General features: G+C 47.9%; 14 protein-coding genes, 2 tRNA genes and 2 rRNA genes. 8 read left to right on the top strand and 10 right to left on the bottom strand.

What is annotated here, in order from left to right:
• Nucleotides 1–76 precede the first annotated feature (76 nt).
• From A1OO_RS01545 to A1OO_RS01530, 4 genes are all read left to right on the top strand, one after another.
• Nucleotides 77–152 (top strand) — tRNA-Ala (locus tag A1OO_RS01545).
• A 395-nt stretch (nucleotides 153–547) separates the two neighbouring features.
• Nucleotides 548–3,439 (top strand): 23S ribosomal RNA (locus A1OO_RS01540).
• Nucleotides 3,440–3,689: 250 nt separating this feature from the next.
• Nucleotides 3,690–3,805, top strand: a 5S ribosomal RNA gene (rrf, locus tag A1OO_RS01535).
• Nucleotides 3,806–4,036: 231 nt separating this feature from the next.
• The gene (locus tag A1OO_RS01530; protein ID WP_017005288.1) at nucleotides 4,037–4,375 is read left to right on the top strand and encodes a 50S ribosome-binding protein YggL; all 339 of its coding nucleotides are present in this window, start codon (nucleotides 4,037–4,039) and stop codon (nucleotides 4,373–4,375) included.
• Between the two features lie 32 nt (nucleotides 4,376–4,407).
• On the opposite strand, the gene A1OO_RS01525 is transcribed toward A1OO_RS01530, so the two are convergent.
• Together A1OO_RS01525 and epmB are read right to left on the bottom strand one after the other, a co-directional pair.
• On the bottom strand, nucleotides 4,408–4,908 hold the full coding sequence (locus A1OO_RS01525; RefSeq protein ID WP_017005287.1) for a GNAT family N-acetyltransferase: 501 nt from the start codon (nucleotides 4,906–4,908) through the stop codon (nucleotides 4,408–4,410).
• An 84-nt stretch (nucleotides 4,909–4,992) separates the two neighbouring features.
• Complete coding sequence (gene epmB, locus A1OO_RS01520; RefSeq protein WP_017005286.1) at nucleotides 4,993–6,015, bottom strand: EF-P beta-lysylation protein EpmB; 1,023 nt, start codon at nucleotides 6,013–6,015, stop codon at nucleotides 4,993–4,995.
• 34 nt (nucleotides 6,016–6,049) lie between these two features.
• Between epmB and efp the strand changes: the two genes are divergently transcribed.
• Nucleotides 6,050–6,616 carry an elongation factor P gene (gene efp, locus A1OO_RS01515; protein ID WP_017005285.1) on the top strand — a complete coding sequence of 189 codons (567 nt, stop codon included), beginning with the start codon at nucleotides 6,050–6,052 and terminating at the stop codon, nucleotides 6,614–6,616.
• Between the two features lie 104 nt (nucleotides 6,617–6,720).
• Here efp and frdD read toward each other — a convergent pair whose 3' ends face one another.
• Genes frdD through frdA form a run of 4 tightly spaced genes read right to left on the bottom strand, consistent with a single transcriptional unit; the run spans nucleotide 6,721 to nucleotide 10,060 of the window.
• Complete coding sequence (frdD, locus tag A1OO_RS01510) at nucleotides 6,721–7,083, bottom strand: fumarate reductase subunit FrdD (protein WP_016959129.1); 363 nt, start codon at nucleotides 7,081–7,083, stop codon at nucleotides 6,721–6,723.
• Nucleotides 7,084–7,108: 25 nt separating this feature from the next.
• Nucleotides 7,109–7,492: a fumarate reductase subunit FrdC gene (gene frdC / locus A1OO_RS01505; protein ID WP_017005284.1), complete on the bottom strand. Its 384-nt coding sequence runs from the start codon at nucleotides 7,490–7,492 to the stop codon at nucleotides 7,109–7,111.
• Between the two features lies 1 nt (nucleotide 7,493).
• Nucleotides 7,494–8,252, bottom strand: a complete 759-nt coding sequence (locus A1OO_RS01500) for a succinate dehydrogenase/fumarate reductase iron-sulfur subunit (protein WP_017005283.1) — start codon at nucleotides 8,250–8,252, stop codon at nucleotides 7,494–7,496.
• A complete protein-coding gene (gene frdA, locus A1OO_RS01495) occupies nucleotides 8,252–10,060 on the bottom strand; it encodes a fumarate reductase (quinol) flavoprotein subunit (RefSeq protein WP_017005282.1) in 1,809 nt (602 codons plus the stop codon). Before frdA ends, A1OO_RS01500 begins: the two co-directional genes overlap by 1 nt.
• A gap of 491 nt (nucleotides 10,061–10,551) precedes the next feature.
• On the opposite strand from frdA, the gene epmA reads away from it, so the two are divergent.
• Nucleotides 10,552–11,523: an elongation factor P--(R)-beta-lysine ligase gene (gene epmA, locus A1OO_RS01490; protein ID WP_017005281.1), complete on the top strand. Its 972-nt coding sequence runs from the start codon at nucleotides 10,552–10,554 to the stop codon at nucleotides 11,521–11,523.
• Nucleotides 11,524–11,608: 85 nt separating this feature from the next.
• Here the strand turns inward: epmA and A1OO_RS01485 are convergent, their stop codons facing one another.
• The 4 genes from A1OO_RS01485 to rsgA all read right to left on the bottom strand — a co-directional run bounded on the left by A1OO_RS01485 (nucleotide 11,609) and on the right by rsgA (nucleotide 16,350).
• Nucleotides 11,609–12,496, bottom strand: coding sequence for a DMT family transporter (locus A1OO_RS01485; RefSeq protein WP_016959124.1), 888 nt, complete (start codon nucleotides 12,494–12,496; stop codon nucleotides 11,609–11,611).
• 142 nt (nucleotides 12,497–12,638) lie between these two features.
• Nucleotides 12,639–14,054 carry an SLC13 family permease gene (locus A1OO_RS01480; RefSeq protein WP_016959123.1) on the bottom strand — a complete coding sequence of 472 codons (1,416 nt, stop codon included), beginning with the start codon at nucleotides 14,052–14,054 and terminating at the stop codon, nucleotides 12,639–12,641.
• 213 nt (nucleotides 14,055–14,267) lie between these two features.
• Nucleotides 14,268–15,176 carry an archaetidylserine decarboxylase gene (asd, locus tag A1OO_RS01475; protein ID WP_016959122.1) on the bottom strand — a complete coding sequence of 303 codons (909 nt, stop codon included), beginning with the start codon at nucleotides 15,174–15,176 and terminating at the stop codon, nucleotides 14,268–14,270.
• Nucleotides 15,177–15,297: 121 nt separating this feature from the next.
• Complete coding sequence (gene rsgA / locus A1OO_RS01470) at nucleotides 15,298–16,350, bottom strand: small ribosomal subunit biogenesis GTPase RsgA (RefSeq protein WP_016959121.1); 1,053 nt, start codon at nucleotides 16,348–16,350, stop codon at nucleotides 15,298–15,300.
• A gap of 78 nt (nucleotides 16,351–16,428) precedes the next feature.
• Here rsgA and orn point away from each other — a divergent pair, with 78 nt between their 5' ends.
• Nucleotides 16,429–16,974: an oligoribonuclease gene (orn, locus tag A1OO_RS01465; protein ID WP_016959120.1), complete on the top strand. Its 546-nt coding sequence runs from the start codon at nucleotides 16,429–16,431 to the stop codon at nucleotides 16,972–16,974.
• A gap of 113 nt (nucleotides 16,975–17,087) precedes the next feature.
• A tRNA-Gly gene (locus A1OO_RS01460) sits at nucleotides 17,088–17,163 on the top strand.
• Nucleotides 17,164–17,265: the final 102 nt, after the last annotated feature.

The following is a 17,265-nucleotide window of genomic DNA, read 5'->3' as shown; positions in this document are numbered from 1 at the left end:
CCTTACAAGGAGGGGGTCACTGGTTCGAGCCCGGTATCGCCCACCATTCTTTCTCATGAGAGAATTAAAATATCATGGGGCTATAGCTCAGCTGGGAGAGCGCCTGCCTTGCACGCAGGAGGTCTGCGGTTCGATCCCGCATAGCTCCACCACTCTTTAAACGCATTCTCACGAGTGTCTTTAGAAAGTGGACATCTCTGTATCAGAGACACATCACTTTGCTCTTTAAAAATCTGGAAAGCTGACTAGTAGATTTATGACTTCTCTTTATAGAGAGGAAATAAATTGAAATCTGTTTCTTATCTCTCTACCCGAGAGGTAATGAAACAAAAGTTCTCAAAACGTTAATCCTGATTGGATTAACACCAAACACATTCAAGTGTTCTTGGTTTCATCGAAAGATGAACATATTTGAGTCCGGCGAAAAACCGTTCAACGTTTTTGGTTTTCACTTTTTCATAAAAGTAGGGTCAAAAACAGCGAACCGACTCTTTAACGAGAGTCACCTTGGTTGTTTGTCCATACACAAGACCTCTTGGGGTTGTATGGTTAAGTGACTAAGCGTACACGGTGGATGCCTTGGCAGTCAGAGGCGATGAAGGACGTATTAACTTGCGATAAGCGTAGATAAGGCAGTAAAAGCCACTTGAGTCTACGATTTCCGAATGGGGAAACCCACGTGCATAAGCACGTATCATGCAGTGAATACATAGCTGTATGAGGCGAACTCGGGGAACTGAAACATCTAAGTACCCGAAGGAAAAGAAATCAATTGAGATTCCGGCAGTAGCGGCGAGCGACCCCGGATTAGCCCTTAAGCAGTTTAAGTGTTAGTGGAAGCCTCTGGAAAGTGGCGCGATACAGGGTGATAGCCCCGTACACGACAATGCTTTTATTGTGAAAACGAGTAGGACGGGACACGTGGTATCCTGTCTGAACATGGGGGGACCATCCTCCAAGGCTAAATACTCCTGACTGACCGATAGTGAACCAGTACCGTGAGGGAAAGGCGAAAAGAACCCCTGTGAGGGGAGTGAAATAGAACCTGAAACCGTGTACGTACAAGCAGTGGGAGCCTCTTCGTGGGGTGACTGCGTACCTTTTGTATAATGGGTCAGCGACTTACTTTTAGTAGCAAGGTTAACCGAATAGGGGAGCCGTAGGGAAACCGAGTCTTAACTGGGCGAATAAGTTGCTAGGAGTAGACCCGAAACCGAGTGATCTAGCCATGGGCAGGTTGAAGATTGAGTAACATCAATTGGAGGACCGAACCGACTAATGTTGAAAAATTAGCGGATGACTTGTGGCTAGGGGTGAAAGGCCAATCAAACTCGGAGATAGCTGGTTCTCCCCGAAAGCTATTTAGGTAGCGCCTCGGACGAATACTACTGGGGGTAGAGCACTGTTAAGGCTAGGGGGTCATCCCGACTTACCAACCCTTTGCAAACTCCGAATACCAGTAAGTACTATCCGGGAGACACACGGCGGGTGCTAACGTCCGTCGTGGAGAGGGAAACAACCCAGACCGCCAGCTAAGGTCCCAAAGTTATCGCTAAGTGGGAAACGATGTGGGAAGGCTCAGACAGCCAGGATGTTGGCTTAGAAGCAGCCATCATTTAAAGAAAGCGTAATAGCTCACTGGTCGAGTCGGCCTGCGCGGAAGATGTAACGGGGCTAAGCGATACACCGAAGCTGCGGCATCAACTCTTCGGAGTTGTTGGGTAGGGGAGCGTTCTGTAAGCCGTTGAAGGTGAACTGTAAGGTTTGCTGGAGGTATCAGAAGTGCGAATGCTGACATGAGTAACGATAAAGGGGGTGAAAAACCTCCTCGCCGGAAGACCAAGGGTTCCTGTCCAACGTTAATCGGGGCAGGGTAAGTCGACCCCTAAGGCGAGGCCGAAAGGCGTAGTCGATGGGAAACGGGTTAATATTCCCGTACTGCTTATAACTGCGATGGGGGGACGGAGAAGGCTAGGTGAGCTTGGCGACGGTTGTCCAAGTTCAAGTGCGTAGGTGGGTGTCTTAGGTAAATCCGGGACGCTATTAACACTGAGACACGATGTCGAGTCACTACGGTGATGAAGTCATTGATGCCATGCTTCCGGGAAAAGCCTCTAAGCTTCAGGTTATAAGGAATCGTACCCCAAACCGACACAGGTGGTCGGGTAGAGAATACCAAGGCGCTTGAGAGAACTCGGGTGAAGGAACTAGGCAAAATGGTACCGTAACTTCGGGAGAAGGTACGCTGCCTCCGGTGAAGTCCCTCGCGGATGGAGCTAGAGGCAGTCGCAGATACCAGGTGGCTGCAACTGTTTATTAAAAACATAGCACTGTGCAAAATCGAAAGATGACGTATACGGTGTGACGCCTGCCCGGTGCCGGAAGGTTAATTGATGGGGTTATCTTCGGAGAAGCTCTTGATCGAAGCCCCGGTAAACGGCGGCCGTAACTATAACGGTCCTAAGGTAGCGAAATTCCTTGTCGGGTAAGTTCCGACCTGCACGAATGGCGTAATGATGGCCACGCTGTCTCCACCCGAGACTCAGTGAAATTGAAATCGCAGTGAAGATGCTGTGTACCCGCGGCTAGACGGAAAGACCCCGTGAACCTTTACTACAGCTTGGCACTGAACATTGACCCTACATGTGTAGGATAGGTGGGAGCCTTTGAAGCATCGTCGCTAGATGTGTGGAGGCAATCTTGAAATACCACCCTTGTATGCTTGATGTTCTAACGTTGGCCCCTTATCGGGGTTGCGGACAGTGCCTGGTGGGTAGTTTGACTGGGGCGGTCTCCTCCCAAAGAGTAACGGAGGAGCACGAAGGTGGGCTAATCACGGTCGGACATCGTGAGGTTAGTGCAATGGCATAAGCCCGCTTGACTGCGAGAATGACAATTCGAGCAGGTACGAAAGTAGGTCATAGTGATCCGGTGGTTCTGAATGGAAGGGCCATCGCTCAACGGATAAAAGGTACTCCGGGGATAACAGGCTGATACCGCCCAAGAGTTCATATCGACGGCGGTGTTTGGCACCTCGATGTCGGCTCATCACATCCTGGGGCTGAAGTCGGTCCCAAGGGTATGGCTGTTCGCCATTTAAAGTGGTACGCGAGCTGGGTTTAGAACGTCGTGAGACAGTTCGGTCCCTATCTGCCGTGGGCGTTGGATGATTGAGAGGGGCTGCTCCTAGTACGAGAGGACCGGAGTGGACGAACCTCTGGTGTTCGGGTTGTCACGCCAGTGGCATTGCCCGGTAGCTAAGTTCGGAATTGATAAGCGCTGAAAGCATCTAAGCGCGAAGCGAGCCTCGAGATGAGTCATCCCTGACACTATAAGTGTCCTAAAGGGTTGTTGGAGACTACGACGTAGATAGGCAGGGTGTGTAAGTGCTGCGAGGCATTGAGCTAACCTGTACTAATTGCCCGTGAGGCTTAACCATACAACACCCAAGGGGTTTTAGCGGACTCAGATAAGAACGTTGAATGTGTATTGAGAGCATATAGCTAGTCAGAATTTTTCCAGATTTAGTATCTTGCCGTTATCCATAGAGATAGCGTAGGCAGGGTTTATTCTGGCAAAGCCGCCCACGAGCTGAGCGAGGAAGTGTACGACTGTACATGACCGAGTGAAGGAGGCAGGCAATGCAGCCAGAGTGAAGCCTGACAAGCGGGATACAACAACAGAATTTGCTTGGCGACCATAGCATTATGGACCCACCTGATCCCATGCCGAACTCAGTAGTGAAACGTAATAGCGCCGATGGTAGTGTGGGGTCTCCCCATGTGAGAGTAGGACATCGCCAGGCTTTAAATTCGTTTTCATCTTTAATACAAAGATGAAGGCAAAAAAAACAAAAAGGCCACCCTATCGGGTGGCCTTTTTGCGTTTACGCAGTTAGTTACTATAGCAATTACGCTTATCGAAAAAGTACGTTGCTAACTCGTATGGCCTTTCCTTATTCTGATAACTGATACCGACAACCGGATAGTCGCCTTCTACACTCATTCCATTCTGATTGAATATGGGAGCACTGAGGATGAAAAAACGACGGACGAAGCGATTAAGAAAGAAACTGTACACGGATGAGTTTGCTGTATTTGGCTTTGTAGTCTCTTTAAGGCTGAATACAGATAACGACCAAGAATTATCTGTATTCATGGAATCGTTTGCTGACTTTGCAGAGTCACGAGAACTACTTGTTGGAGGTGGTGGTATTCAAAATATAGAGTTGGTGATTGGTTCTGCGCTGAGATACGGTTCGGCGACAGATCTAGATATAGCAGCAGTAAAAGAGTGGTTCAGTAAGCGTAGTGAAGCGAAGATCACTAATATGGGCTCGCTTGTTGACTTACATCAGATCGATTCAGTTGAATAAAATAACCATGTTTCGTTAATTTCAGCGTTGTTTTAGTGTAATTTCGGATGGAACCGAGCCATATGATAAGCGTCTACATATTCGCCATTGCGGAATGCGTATTCCGTTGAGCGCCCCTCGATATCAAAGCCAAACTTGCGATAGAGAGAAATAGCGGCTTCATTGTCACAATACACTGTTAATTCGATGCGACGTAGATTTATCCAGTTGTCAGCCAAATCGATCATAGCCGCAATCAATAGTCCGCCAATCCCCTTTCCAATGTGGTCATCATGCACTGCCATGCCGAACTCTCCAACGTGGCGACGACGAACGTGTTTGTTTGTTTCAAACCCTAGCTGACCGACAATGTTTCCGTTGTCTTCTGCAACAAGACAATAAACATCATCTGGTAGATTGCTGAGTCTTTTTTCCCACATCAATAGCGATGGCAATGGCAGTTGTAGCGTTCCAGATTGCGCATTGGGAAGAGCATATAGCCTTTGAATAGCAGGAATATCACAAGGCGTCATCGGACGGACAGTGACAGGCATGATAGCTCCTTTAGGCATGCCAACGAGATGAACCATAATTACTCGTAGCTGATTGTCAATCAACCACTTTCTATCAATAAGCAGTTACTCTAAATGAAGGTCCATCGGTGTCTTGCTGTCACGTCCACCAATCTCGCGGGTCAATCGGGGGACTAAATAGCCAGAGACTTCTTTAACTAAACCTGCCATTAGTACTCTTGCTTGTTCATCGTCGACAAGAAAGTGCGCTGCGCCTTTTACTTTATCCAGTACATGTAAGTAATAAGGTAAGATCCCTGCATCAAACAACGCATTGCTAAGGCGCTTAAGTGTCTCAGTTGAGTCGTTCACTCCACGAAGTAATACACTTTGATTGAGTAGTGTCACTCCGGCTTTGTTTAGCGTCGTCATTGCAGCTATCAAGTCGCTATTGATTTCATTTGCATGATTAATATGCGTGACTAGGACGACGTTAAGACGTGTATTTGCCAATAAGTGAGTAAGTGCTAACGTTACTCTCGAAGGAATGACGACAGGCAAACGTGTATGGATTCGCAGGCGCTTTACGTGGGGGACGGACGCAATGGCATGAACTAACCAGGTCAGTTCATGGTCTTTTGCCATTAATGGGTCGCCGCCAGACAAGATGACTTCATCGATTTCAGGATGCTGCTGTAAGTAAGTGATTGCTTCACGCCATACTGACTTGCCCCCCTTGTTCTCGTCATAAGGGAAATGACGTCGGAAACAATACCGACAATTGATTGCGCAGCCTCCTTTTACAATCATGAGTACGCGGTTTTTATATTTATGTAGTAAACCAGGGACCTGATTGTCCTGTTCATCAAGAGGATCGGTGGAGAAGCCTGCAACATCCGTAAACTCATCCATAAGGGGAAGAACTTGGCGTAGAAGCGGGTCGTTTGGGTTACCTTTCTCCATGCGATCAATGAAGCTTTGCGGCACACGCTGAGCAAACAGTTCACGCGCAGCAAAGCCAGACTTCCATGCAGCAGGCTCGATATCAAGCTGTTGCAGAAGAATTTGAGGATCTGAGACAGCATTTGCCATTTCTTTGAGCCAGTTTTGCTCAACAGGCGACGCATTTCGGGTTATTATGTCTGGCATTTATGACAACTTCGAAGATGTTTAGAGGATAGACATGGCGTCTTTTAGCACCAATGAATTCCGTGGCGGAATGAAAATTATGCTCGATAACGAGCCTTGTGTCATTATCGAAAACGAGTTCGTTAAACCAGGTAAAGGCCAAGCGTTTAACCGCGTGAAGATCCGCAAGCTGCTTTCGGGCAAAGTGCTTGAGAAAACGTTCAAGTCTGGAGACTCAGTGGAAGCTGCTGACGTTATGGATCATGAACTTGATTACCTCTACTCCGATGGTGAGTTCTGGCACTTCATGAACGCTGAATCATTCGAGCAGATCGCTGCAGATGAGAAAGCGGTTAGCGACAACATCAAATGGCTGAAAGAGAACGATCGTTGTACTCTGACGCTTTGGAATGGCAACCCTATTGCGGTGACGCCACCAAACTTTGTTGAGCTGGAAGTGACCGAAACAGATCCTGGTCTGAAAGGTGATACTGCCGGTACTGGCGGTAAACCAGCGACTTTGGTCACTGGTGCAGTGGTACGCGTACCTCTGTTCATCCAGATTGGCGAAGTCATTAAAGTGGATACTCGCTCCGGCGAATACGTAAGCCGCGTTAAGTAAATTCCGGTTTACTGATAAAAGCGTCCTTTGGGGCGCTTTTTTGTTTTCAGCCGTAAAGGTATAAAAAAAGCACCCGAAGGTGCTTTTTCGTTTCACTACCGTGACTAAATCATAAAGATAAAAATTACCGACAGTGCACTGATCAGAAAGGCCGTAGCGTAGCATGCTACTTTTCCTGCGGTGCCTGTGTGAAACTTCAGATCGTGCATTCCATGGTGCAAACGGTGCATCGCATGCCACATAGGCAGAGACAAAGTACCAATCACAAACAGTGCACCAATGATGCTGGTAACAAAGTCGGTCACGCGCTCATAGCTCAGTGTGTCTGCATCTAGTATGCCTAGCGGAGCCATAATGCCGAGCACGAGAATGGTCACAGGAGTGATCATTGCAAACCATGAACCGCCAGCACCAAATAGGCCCCACCATACTGGTTCGTCAGAACGTTTTGGATTCAAATCGACCACGTTTAATCTCCTCACTTGTATGGTGTTAAACCACGAACAGAATCACAGCTGAAATCACTGCAACCGCCGCCCATTGGGTCAGCACAATGATTTTCTTATCTACCTTTTTGCCACCGATGCGAATTGGCATCACTTGCGGCATCATGCTGAAGAAGGTCTGCGCATGGAATAAGCTACCTAGCAGCGCCACAATGTTAATGGCGATGACAGCAGGACTAGCCATAAAACTCAACCAACTCTGCCAAGCACTTTCACCGATCACCAAGCTGGCTAAACCAAAGGTCAGAAACAAGGTAAAGAAAATTAGCGGTAATATGGTTGCTTCACGTAGCATATACATGCGATAGAAAGGGTGGTCTTTCCACCAAGTACGCTTCATTTCACGAACGTAAGGTTTACGGTTAGTCATCCTAAGCCTCCACTTTCTTTGGCGAACCATCAGGTTTTAGCATGGCAATCACAAAGTCCTGAGACGACACGATTTTGCCTTGGTTAACTGCGGCTGCTGGATCGACACTCTTTGGACACACTTCGGAGCAATAGCCCACGAATGTGCAGCCCCAAGCGCCGTTCTCACCGTTGATCAGTGCCATACGCTCGTGAGCGCCGCTGTCACGGCTATCGAGGTTGTAGCGATGAGCCAGTGTCAGTGCGGCTGGACCAATGAATTCAGGGTTCAAACCAAACTGAGGACATGCTGCATAGCAAAGGCCGCAGTTGATACAACCGGCAAATTGCTTATAACGTGCCATCTGTTCAGGTGTTTGGTTGTTTGGACCATCTTCCGGGGTGCGGTCGTTGCCAATGATGTAAGGCTTGATGGCTTCTAGACGTTCAATGAACGGCGTCATATCCACAATCAAGTCTTTCTCTATCGGGAAGTTAGCGAGTGGCTCGATGGTAACGCCATCAGGGTAGTCACGTAAGAAAGCCTTGCAAGCCAACTTAGGTACGTTGTTTACCATGATGCCGCATGAGCCACAGATCGCCATACGACAAGACCAACGGTAAGCCAGCCCTTTGTCTAGGTGATCTTTGACATAGCCTAGGGCATCCAATATCGACATGGTGTCATCGAAAGGCACGCTAAAGGTTTGCAGGCGAGGTTCATCATCTTTCGCCGGATCGTAGCGAAGAATGCTGACTTTCTGAATGCGATTGTCTGACATTATGCCTGCTCCTTCTGTTCTTTCTCAGTCTTCTTTGCAGCGGCTTCAGCTTCTTCTGCCGCTGCACCGTATAGACGTGCTTTTGGCTGAGACTTGGTGATTTTCACGTCACCGTATTTAATGGTTGGTGCGCCGTCTGGGTTGTATAGTGCCAGCGAGTGCTTCAGGAAGTTCACATCATCACGCTCAGTACAGCCATCATCAAGACGCTGGTGAGCACCACGAGATTCACGACGCATCATGGCAGAGTGTGCCATGGCTTCAGCAACTTCTGCGTAACCGACTTCAATCGCGTACAGAAGGTCAGTGTTGAACACTTTGCCTTTGTCTTTGATGCTGATGCGCTTGTAACGTTCTTTCAGTTCGGTCAGCTTGTCGATCGTTTCCTGCATCAAATCTTCACGACGATAGATACCGCAACCTGCTTCCATGGAGTGACCCATTTCAGTTCGAATGTCAGCCCAGTTTTCGTCGCCTTCTTGATTCATCAGCGCACTGATACGGTCTTCAACCGCTTTCACCTGACGTGCAATTTCGTTGTCGTTCCAGCCGTTAAACTCGCTCGCACGCTCTACCGCACCTTCGCCAGCCACTCGGCCGAAAACAACCAGCTCCGCCAAAGAGTTAGAACCTAGACGGTTTGCACCATGAAGACCAACAGATGAACATTCACCGACTGCGAACAGACCTTTGATCGCTGTTTCATTCTTACTATTGGTTTCGATACCGCCCATGGTGTAGTGCGCGGTTGGACGAATAGGGATTGGCTCTTTTGCAGGGTCAACGTTCACGTACGCTTTTGCCAGTTCACAAATGAATGGCAGACGTTCATTGAGGTATTCCTCACCAAGGTGGCGAAGATCAAGCAAGACCACATCACCGAGTGGGTGCTTAATGGTGTTGCCTTTTTGCTGCTCGTGCCAGAACGCTTGCGATACTTTGTCGCGCGGACCGAGTTCCATGTACTTATTCTTGGGCTGGCCGATCGGCGTTTCAGGGCCCATACCGTAGTCTTGCAGGTAACGGTAGCCATTTTTGTTGACGATAATGCCGCCTTCACCACGGCAACCTTCTGTCATCAGAATACCTGTGCCTGGAAGGCCAGTTGGGTGATATTGAACGAACTCCATATCACGCAGTGCTGCACCATGACGATAGGCCATCGCCATACCATCGCCGGTAACAATGCCGCCGTTGGTGTTGCAGTTGTAAACACGGCCTGCGCCACCAGTCGCCAGAATGACCGATTTTGCTTTGATGCAAACCAGTTCGCCTTCAGACATATGGATAGCAATCAGACCTTGCGCTTCACCGTCAACGACCAGCAAGTCCACCACGAAGTATTCGTCTAGACGTTTAATTTGTTTGTATTTGATTGATGTCTGGAACAAGGTGTGGAGCATATGAAAGCCAGTTTTATCCGCGGCAAACCATGTACGCTCTACTTTCATACCGCCAAAGCGACGTACATTAACGTCACCGTTTTCCTTGCGGCTCCATGGGCATCCCCATTGTTCCAATTGGATCATTTCGCGAGTGGCATTCTCAACGAAATACTCAACAACATCCTGTTCACATAGCCAGTCACCACCACCAACGGTATCGTTGAAGTGGTTGTCGAGACTATCCTCATCCTTGATGACGGCGGCAGAGCCACCCTCTGCAGCCACCGTGTGGGAACGCATCGGGTAAACTTTAGAAATCAGTGAAATTTCCAGTTCTGGGTTTGCTTCAGCAGCAGCAATAGCGGCACGAAGGCCTGCGCCGCCGGCGCCAATAACAGCGATATCTGTGGTAATTGTTTTCACAGCTATCCTCCGGAGGATTGTTAGAAATTAGAGATGCATCAGTGCATCTAACTCAAAAGCTGACTCCATCTTAGTAAACTTAAATTCATCAGAATTTGACCTGAAAGGGTATTTGTTCCGACTTTCCTACTTACCTCAGTATCGAACGATAAAACTGTGATCTGAGTCGTCATTGAGTAGTGGGAGGTCTTGTTTAAAATGGGTTGAAGACGGTTTTTACATGTTTCTGACACGCAAAACATGCTGTTCTTATATTTCTTTTAACCATCTATTTTAAAAGGTTTTCTTTTAATGATGAGAGTGATTTGTAAACAAAGATTTTATCTTTTACTACCACTTATCGATTCATTGATTGAAGTGATTGAAAACCGAGTTTCTTTTCATCATGGAAAGAAATGAACCGATGCTTTTTTGTGAAAGCGAGATAGATTTTTATGATGTCGCAGCAAGAGATACAATGCCGCCTATCACCATGAGAGAGAATTTTGTCTATGACCCAGCAGTGGCGCCCTACGTCTGACATCGAGACGTTAAAAGCGCGAGCAACTTTGATGCGCATGATTCGCCAGTTCTTTGAAGATCGTGACGTGATGGAAGTCGATACGCCAGCCATGAGTCAAGCGACCGTGACGGATATTCATCTGCACACTTTCAATACGGAGTTTGTAGGTCCTGGCTTTGCTGGTGGTATTCCACTGTATTTGATGACTAGCCCAGAGTTTCACATGAAGCGCTTACTTGCCGCAGGGAGCGGCGCTATTTATCAAATCAACAAAGCTTACCGCAATGAAGAAGCTGGGCGTCATCACAACCCCGAATTTACCATGCTCGAATGGTATCGCCCGAGCTTTGATCATCATGCTCTGATGGATGAGATGGATGTGTTGCTGCAAGCGGTGATGGGCGTTGGTCAGGCGCAACGCATGACTTACCAAGAGGCGTTCATCGATGTTCTGAGAGTTTGCCCTCTCGAAGGCAGCATGGAGCAACTGAAAGCGGCTGCTGCGTTGCTTGGATTGTCTGACATTGCTGATCCTGAACAAGACCGAGATACCTTACTGCAATTGCTGTTCAGCGTGGGTGTCGAAGCGAAAATTGGCCGAACTGTGCCAGCATTTGTCTACAATTTCCCAGCGTCACAGGCGGCACTGGCTCGAGTTTGTACTGATGACAAACGGGTTGCTGCGCGTTTCGAGGTTTATTTTAAAGGCATTGAGCTGGCCAATGGCTTTTATGAGTTGGACGACGCCGATGAACAGTTGGCGCGTTTTGAACAAGATAACCGAAAGCGTGAAATGATGGGGCTTAAGATCCAGCCTATCGATAATCATCTGATTGAGGCGATAAGACATGGCTTGCCGGATTGTGCGGGCGTTGCGTTGGGGGTAGATCGTTTGATCATGCTGGCTTTGGGGAAATCACATATCGATGACGTGATAGCCTTCCCGGTAGAACGCGCTTAACTGAAAACGCTGCAAAAATGCGGCGTTTTCTCTACTCGGATATTTTCTTTATTAAAGTAAGTAACGTCTCGACATAACCTTGTGTTTAACTGGTGACAATCAGCCCAGCACCGCATACTGCAAGAGCGGCACCAATCCAAGCACTGGGTGATGGACGCACTTTGGTAAACAGCCAAATTAATGGCAAGACCATGACAGGCGTCGTTGATGACAATAACGCCACCATGCCCACTTCGCCCCATTTTAGTGCGTACATGATGAGCGTCATGCCAACCGCCATGGCCAGAAAACCATTCACCACTACCATGCCGAAAATGCGCCAATTGATAGGATTTACAGGCTGCGCCACACGAACTTGAAGTAACACCAATGTGCCGTGCGCCAAAAAGGCGGCAATCATACGAATGGCAGACGCTGCAATGGGGTCGACATTCCCTGTTAATACAGGTTTGGCGATGACGCCACCCAGTGACTGGCAAAGTGCCGCGAGTAAACCAAGTGCAATTGCCACCTTTAAGCTGCCTTTGGTTTCCTCCCAGTGATGGGCATTGCTACTTTGACGAAAGAACACAGCAACCATTACGCCAGAAAATACTAGGGTAGCACCGACTAATCGTATGCCTTCCAGCGTTTCGCCAAATAGCCACATGCCAAGCAGCGCAGAAAATACCGCATGACAGGAGTACAAAAGACCAGAGCGGCGTGGACCAATTCGGTTCATGCAGCCAAACAGCGCGGTATCGCCGATAAAAATACCGATAAGACCTGAGAGCGCCATTGGCCACCATATATCAGTGGTGATGGTGGCCCAGCCTCCGGTCGCTAAAGCCAGCAGTGACAACATGATTGAGACGCAAGCCATACGCCAGCGACTATAGGCAAAGCTACCCAAGTGACGGGCAGGTGTCACCGAGATCAGGCTGGAAATACCCCAAAGAAAGGCGGCAGCAAGCGCTAGCCATTCGTATCCCAAAAGAAAGCCCTCACAACATGCGACTACAGGTTCGCATCAATAAATTTGAAAAGAGCGCGAGTGTATATGGACTTTCGACGAGGGAAAAGCGCGAATCGCATCCTCCCGCTTGTTTGCCACTATTTGGTGCTATTTTTCATGTTTAGGTGAGAATGAGCATCGCGGCATAGACAAGCGCGAGGCCGACGAGACCGATAAGTAACCCGACCTTTGCCATATCTCGGCTTTCAATTAATCCGGTTGAATACGCAAGGCTGTTGGGGGGTGTTGATACCGGTAAGATCATGCCAAGTGATGCTGAAAAGGCGACAACAACCAGCAGTCCCTGAACACCACCAACGGCAGACAAGCTTTGCATAGAGGTCGCAACGGCAGCAGCAATTGGCATCAGAAGGTTTGCCGTTGCGGTATTTGACATGAAATTCGCCATCAGCCAGCAGATGAGAGACAAGGTCAGTACCACGGCCACTGGTGAGAGACTGTCATAATCAATGGCGTGTGCCAATGCTGCAGCAAGCCCTGTTTTATCCAGTGCCAAACCAATCGCGATCCCTCCAGCCACAAGCCAAAGCACATCCCAATTGATGAGTTTTAGTTCTTCTTTTCCCATAATGCCGGTAAGCGTAAACACGGCAAGTGGGATAATGGAAACCACATAGGTGTTCATGCCATGCAAGCCGGTAGTCATCCAAAGCAGTATGGTTGCTGCAAACGTGGCGTAAACCGTATATGCGCGCCAGCTTTTCTTAAATTGACCGTCGAGCTTTAGCGTCATTTTATCCTGACTAGCAGGGAAGAGTCTTTGCAATAGCCACCATGCAAAAGCGAGTTGCACAACCACAAACGGTAAGCCCATGGTCATCCATTCCAAAAAGCTAATAGCGTTTTCCCCTGTTAAATATTGGAGCGCGATCGCGTTGGGCGGTGTTCCTATAGGGGTGGCAATGCCGCCAGTATTGGCTGCAACCGGAATACATAACACCAAAGCCTTAATGCCAGTATCTCCTTTGGGTACAGACGCGACGATAGGGCCAAGCAACGCAAGCATCATGACCGTGGTGGCGGTATTCGACATAAACATTGAAAACACAGCGGTGATTAGCATTAGCCCTAACATGATAAAGCGAGGCTTAGTGCCAAAAGGCTTGAGTAGCACGCGTGCGAGATTGTTATCTAAATCGTATTTTGAGGCGGCGATAGCAAGGGCGAAGCCGCCCATGAACAAAATGATGATAGGCGAGGAGAAAGCGCTAAAAATGTCGGTGTATTTCATTAACTCGCCAAGGTCATGTCCCGGCTGGGCATCACGAAACCACGTGAGACCTTTGTCCGATATCATGATGAGTTCTAATGCGATGATCAGGATCGACGTGGCGAAGACGGGCACAGGCTCTAGTACCCAAAGCAATGCGGCAAGCAAGAAAATCGCGAGCAGGCGGTGTTGAATGATCGTCAGATCGTCGAGCGGGATCCAGTCAGTAGGCATAAGCAATACGCCGAATGGGACACAAAATGCGACGGAAAACTTAAAGAAAACAGCACGAGAGAGTTTTGGCATATGACGATTTTTCCTGCACAAATTGATGACCGCTGACTTAATCCGATTGATATAAGGCGATGGCATCACATTTGCTTTTAATTCATCGCCTTGGATATCACTGTATGAACAACAGCATACGGGGAGGAGGAGAAAAAACTCTGTTCTCGGATAAAATTCACGTACAAAAAAAGGGCAACAATGCCCTTTTCGTCACAGATCCCAACTTTGCCGTTAAGCAGGTTGTGAGTCGTTAATATCGTCGCCGACGGTAGGTGATTGAGCACTAAGGCGAGCATACGCTTCACCCATTAGGGTTGGTTTACCCGCGACTATGCTTTCATCAAACGTCATCACGTCTTTTGGGAACAGGTTGATTACCGTTGATCCCAACTTGAAGCGACCCATTTCTTCACCTTTTTTCAGGGTGATTGATTGGTCGCCTTGTGCAGGGTAATCCCAGCGACGGATGCTTTGTCCGGTTGGCGGAGTAATTGTGCCAGCCCAAACTGTTTCAATACTGCCCACGATGGTTGCGCCAACCAACACCTGTGCCAACGGGCCAAATGCAGTGTCGAAAATACACACCACACGCTCGTTACGTGCAAACAAGTTTGGAACGTTTTCTGCTGTTAGAGGATTAACTGAGAACAGATCGCCAGGCACATAAATCATTTGGCGCAGCGTACCATCACATGGCATGTGTACACGGTGGTAATCACGTGGTGATAGATACAGGGTCGCGAAATCGCCGTCTGCAAATTCCTGTGCTAACTGCGCGTCGCCACCTAATAGCTCACAAGCATCAAAAGTATGTCCTTTGGCTTGAATAAGTCGGCCTTTTTCGATGGGGCCTGCTTGGCTCACACAAGCATCAGCAGGATGGCTGATCACATCAGCGTCATCGTTTAGCGGGCGAGCATCCTCTTTCAATTCACGGACAAAGAAATCGTTGAACGTAGGGTAGCTAGCCGGATCTGGATTTTTCGCTTCGCTCATTTCCACCTTGTACTGACGTACAAACCACTTGATCACGGCGGTGGTTAAAAAACCTGCTTTTGCAGCTGCTAGCTTACCGACTAAGCGGGTTAGCAGATGTTTTGGCATGCAATACTGCAGGCCAATTTTCAAATCGTTAGACACGGTTATTTTTCCTAACTTGTCGTTTGCCCAAGAGAAATTCAAAAGGCCGGAAATTAAAAAGCGGCCTAGTTTACAAAATTAACAGGCCGCTAACCAGATGTAGGAAAGAATCAGTGGGTGATCAGTTTTCTTTATCGCGTGAAAACTGACGGTTTGCCTTCATTTCCGTCATGCTATCAATGATCTTGTGATAGCTTTCGAAGCGTTCAATGCTGATTTTGCCTTCTTCGACTGCTTCACGGATCAAACAACCAGGGTCATCTTTATGTTTGCAGTCTCGAAATTTACAGCCGCCAAGATAGTCGCCAAACTCTTTAAACCCTTGTGTGACTTGCTCTGGCTCCAAATGCCAAAGTCCAAATTCACGTACGCCAGGGCTATCGATCAGATCACCCCCATTCGGGAAGTGATACAGGCGTGCAGTGGTGGTGGTGTGTTGACCAAGTCCTGAGTTTTCAGAGACTTCACAAGTATGAGCATTCACTTCAGGAAGCAAGACGTTAACCAGGCTTGATTTGCCCACGCCTGACTGCCCGACGAAAATACTGGTAACGTCAGCAAGTTTCGCTTTTAACGCAACCATACCTTCACCAGACTTCTGGCTCACCATCATCACTTCATAACCAATATCATGATAGAGCGATAGAATATTCCTAACCATTTCAAGGCCTTCATCGTCCAAAAGGTCAATTTTGTTTATGACGATAAGCGGTTTGAAATCAACCTGTTCGGTAGCGATTAAGTAACGGTCTATAATGTCGGTAGACAATTCGGGTAATATCGCAGAAACGATCACAACTTGATCGATGTTAGCTGCGACAGGTTTTACACCGTCATAGTAGTCTGGGCGAGTCAGTACTGAACGGCGTTCATGGACACCTTCCACAACGCCAGCAATACCTTGCAGTGCTTCTACGCCTGGACGCCAGACGACCGTATCACCCGTCACCAAGCTTTCGATTGAACGGCGAAGGTTACAACGTTGAATGGCACCGGTTTGAAGATCTTCAATATCGGCATGTTGTCCAAAACGGGTAATAACGACCCCTTCACGGGCTGATTGCAGCAAAGATTCATCCCACTGGACATCCTTTTGCTGACGATCAATTCGTTTCTTTTGGTTTGTCCGTACTCGGCGCAATTGGCCTTTTGTGAGATTTTTCTTTTTTGCCACGAGAATGTCGCTAGTTTAGTTGGCTTTCAAGTCAGGCTAAGTATGATACATGGTTTATTTGTAAAATAGGCAATTTGGATGTCTTTCAGCGATAAGAATTTAATCTGGATCGATCTTGAGATGACTGGACTTGATCCGCAAGTTCATAAAGTCATTGAGATCGCTACCGTTGTAACAGATGCTCAACTTAACGTGTTAGCTGAAGGGCCAGTCATTGCCATTCATCAATCTGACGATGAATTAGCGATTATGGACGAGTGGTGCACCAATACTCATACTCGAAGTGGGCTGGTGGATCGTGTCAAAGCAAGCACGAAAAATGAAGAGCAAGCGATTCAAGAAACGATCGCTTTCCTCAAGGAGTGGGTGCCAGCGGGTGTATCACCAATTTGTGGCAATAGTGTGGGGCAAGATCGTCGTTTCTTGTACCTGCATATGGCAGAACTTGAGCGCTTCTTCCATTACCGCACCGTAGACGTTAGCACCATCAAAGAGTTGGTGCGTCGCTGGCAGCCAGATCTTTTATCTGGTGTTCAAAAACAGGGAACGCACTTGGCTATGGATGATATCCGAGAGTCAATTGAAGAACTGCGTTACTACAGAAGTAAGATCTTCACGATCTGATGTCAAAATAAGCGATACGAAGAAATTTCAAAATTTATGAGTTTAGAGGCTTGCATCCCTGATTTTTCTTCGTATAATTCGCAGCCCTGATAGAGACAAATGTCTTTGACGAAGCGACACTAGCTCAGCTGGTAGAGCGCAACCTTGCCAAGGTTGAGGTCACGAGTTCGAACCTCGTGTGTCGCTCCAAATTCTCTTAGAGAGATAACAAACTCTCTTTAGGAGACACAGCAAACTTTCGATATGTCGAAGTTGCTAAAATAAAAAAGCCCGATGAAAATCGGCACTGTG

The sequence above is a fragment of the Enterovibrio norvegicus FF-33 genome, from assembly GCF_000286835.2.
In the GTDB taxonomy this organism is placed as follows: domain Bacteria; phylum Pseudomonadota; class Gammaproteobacteria; order Enterobacterales; family Vibrionaceae; genus Enterovibrio; species Enterovibrio norvegicus_A.
This window is presented reverse-complemented; position numbering and strand designations above follow the sequence as displayed.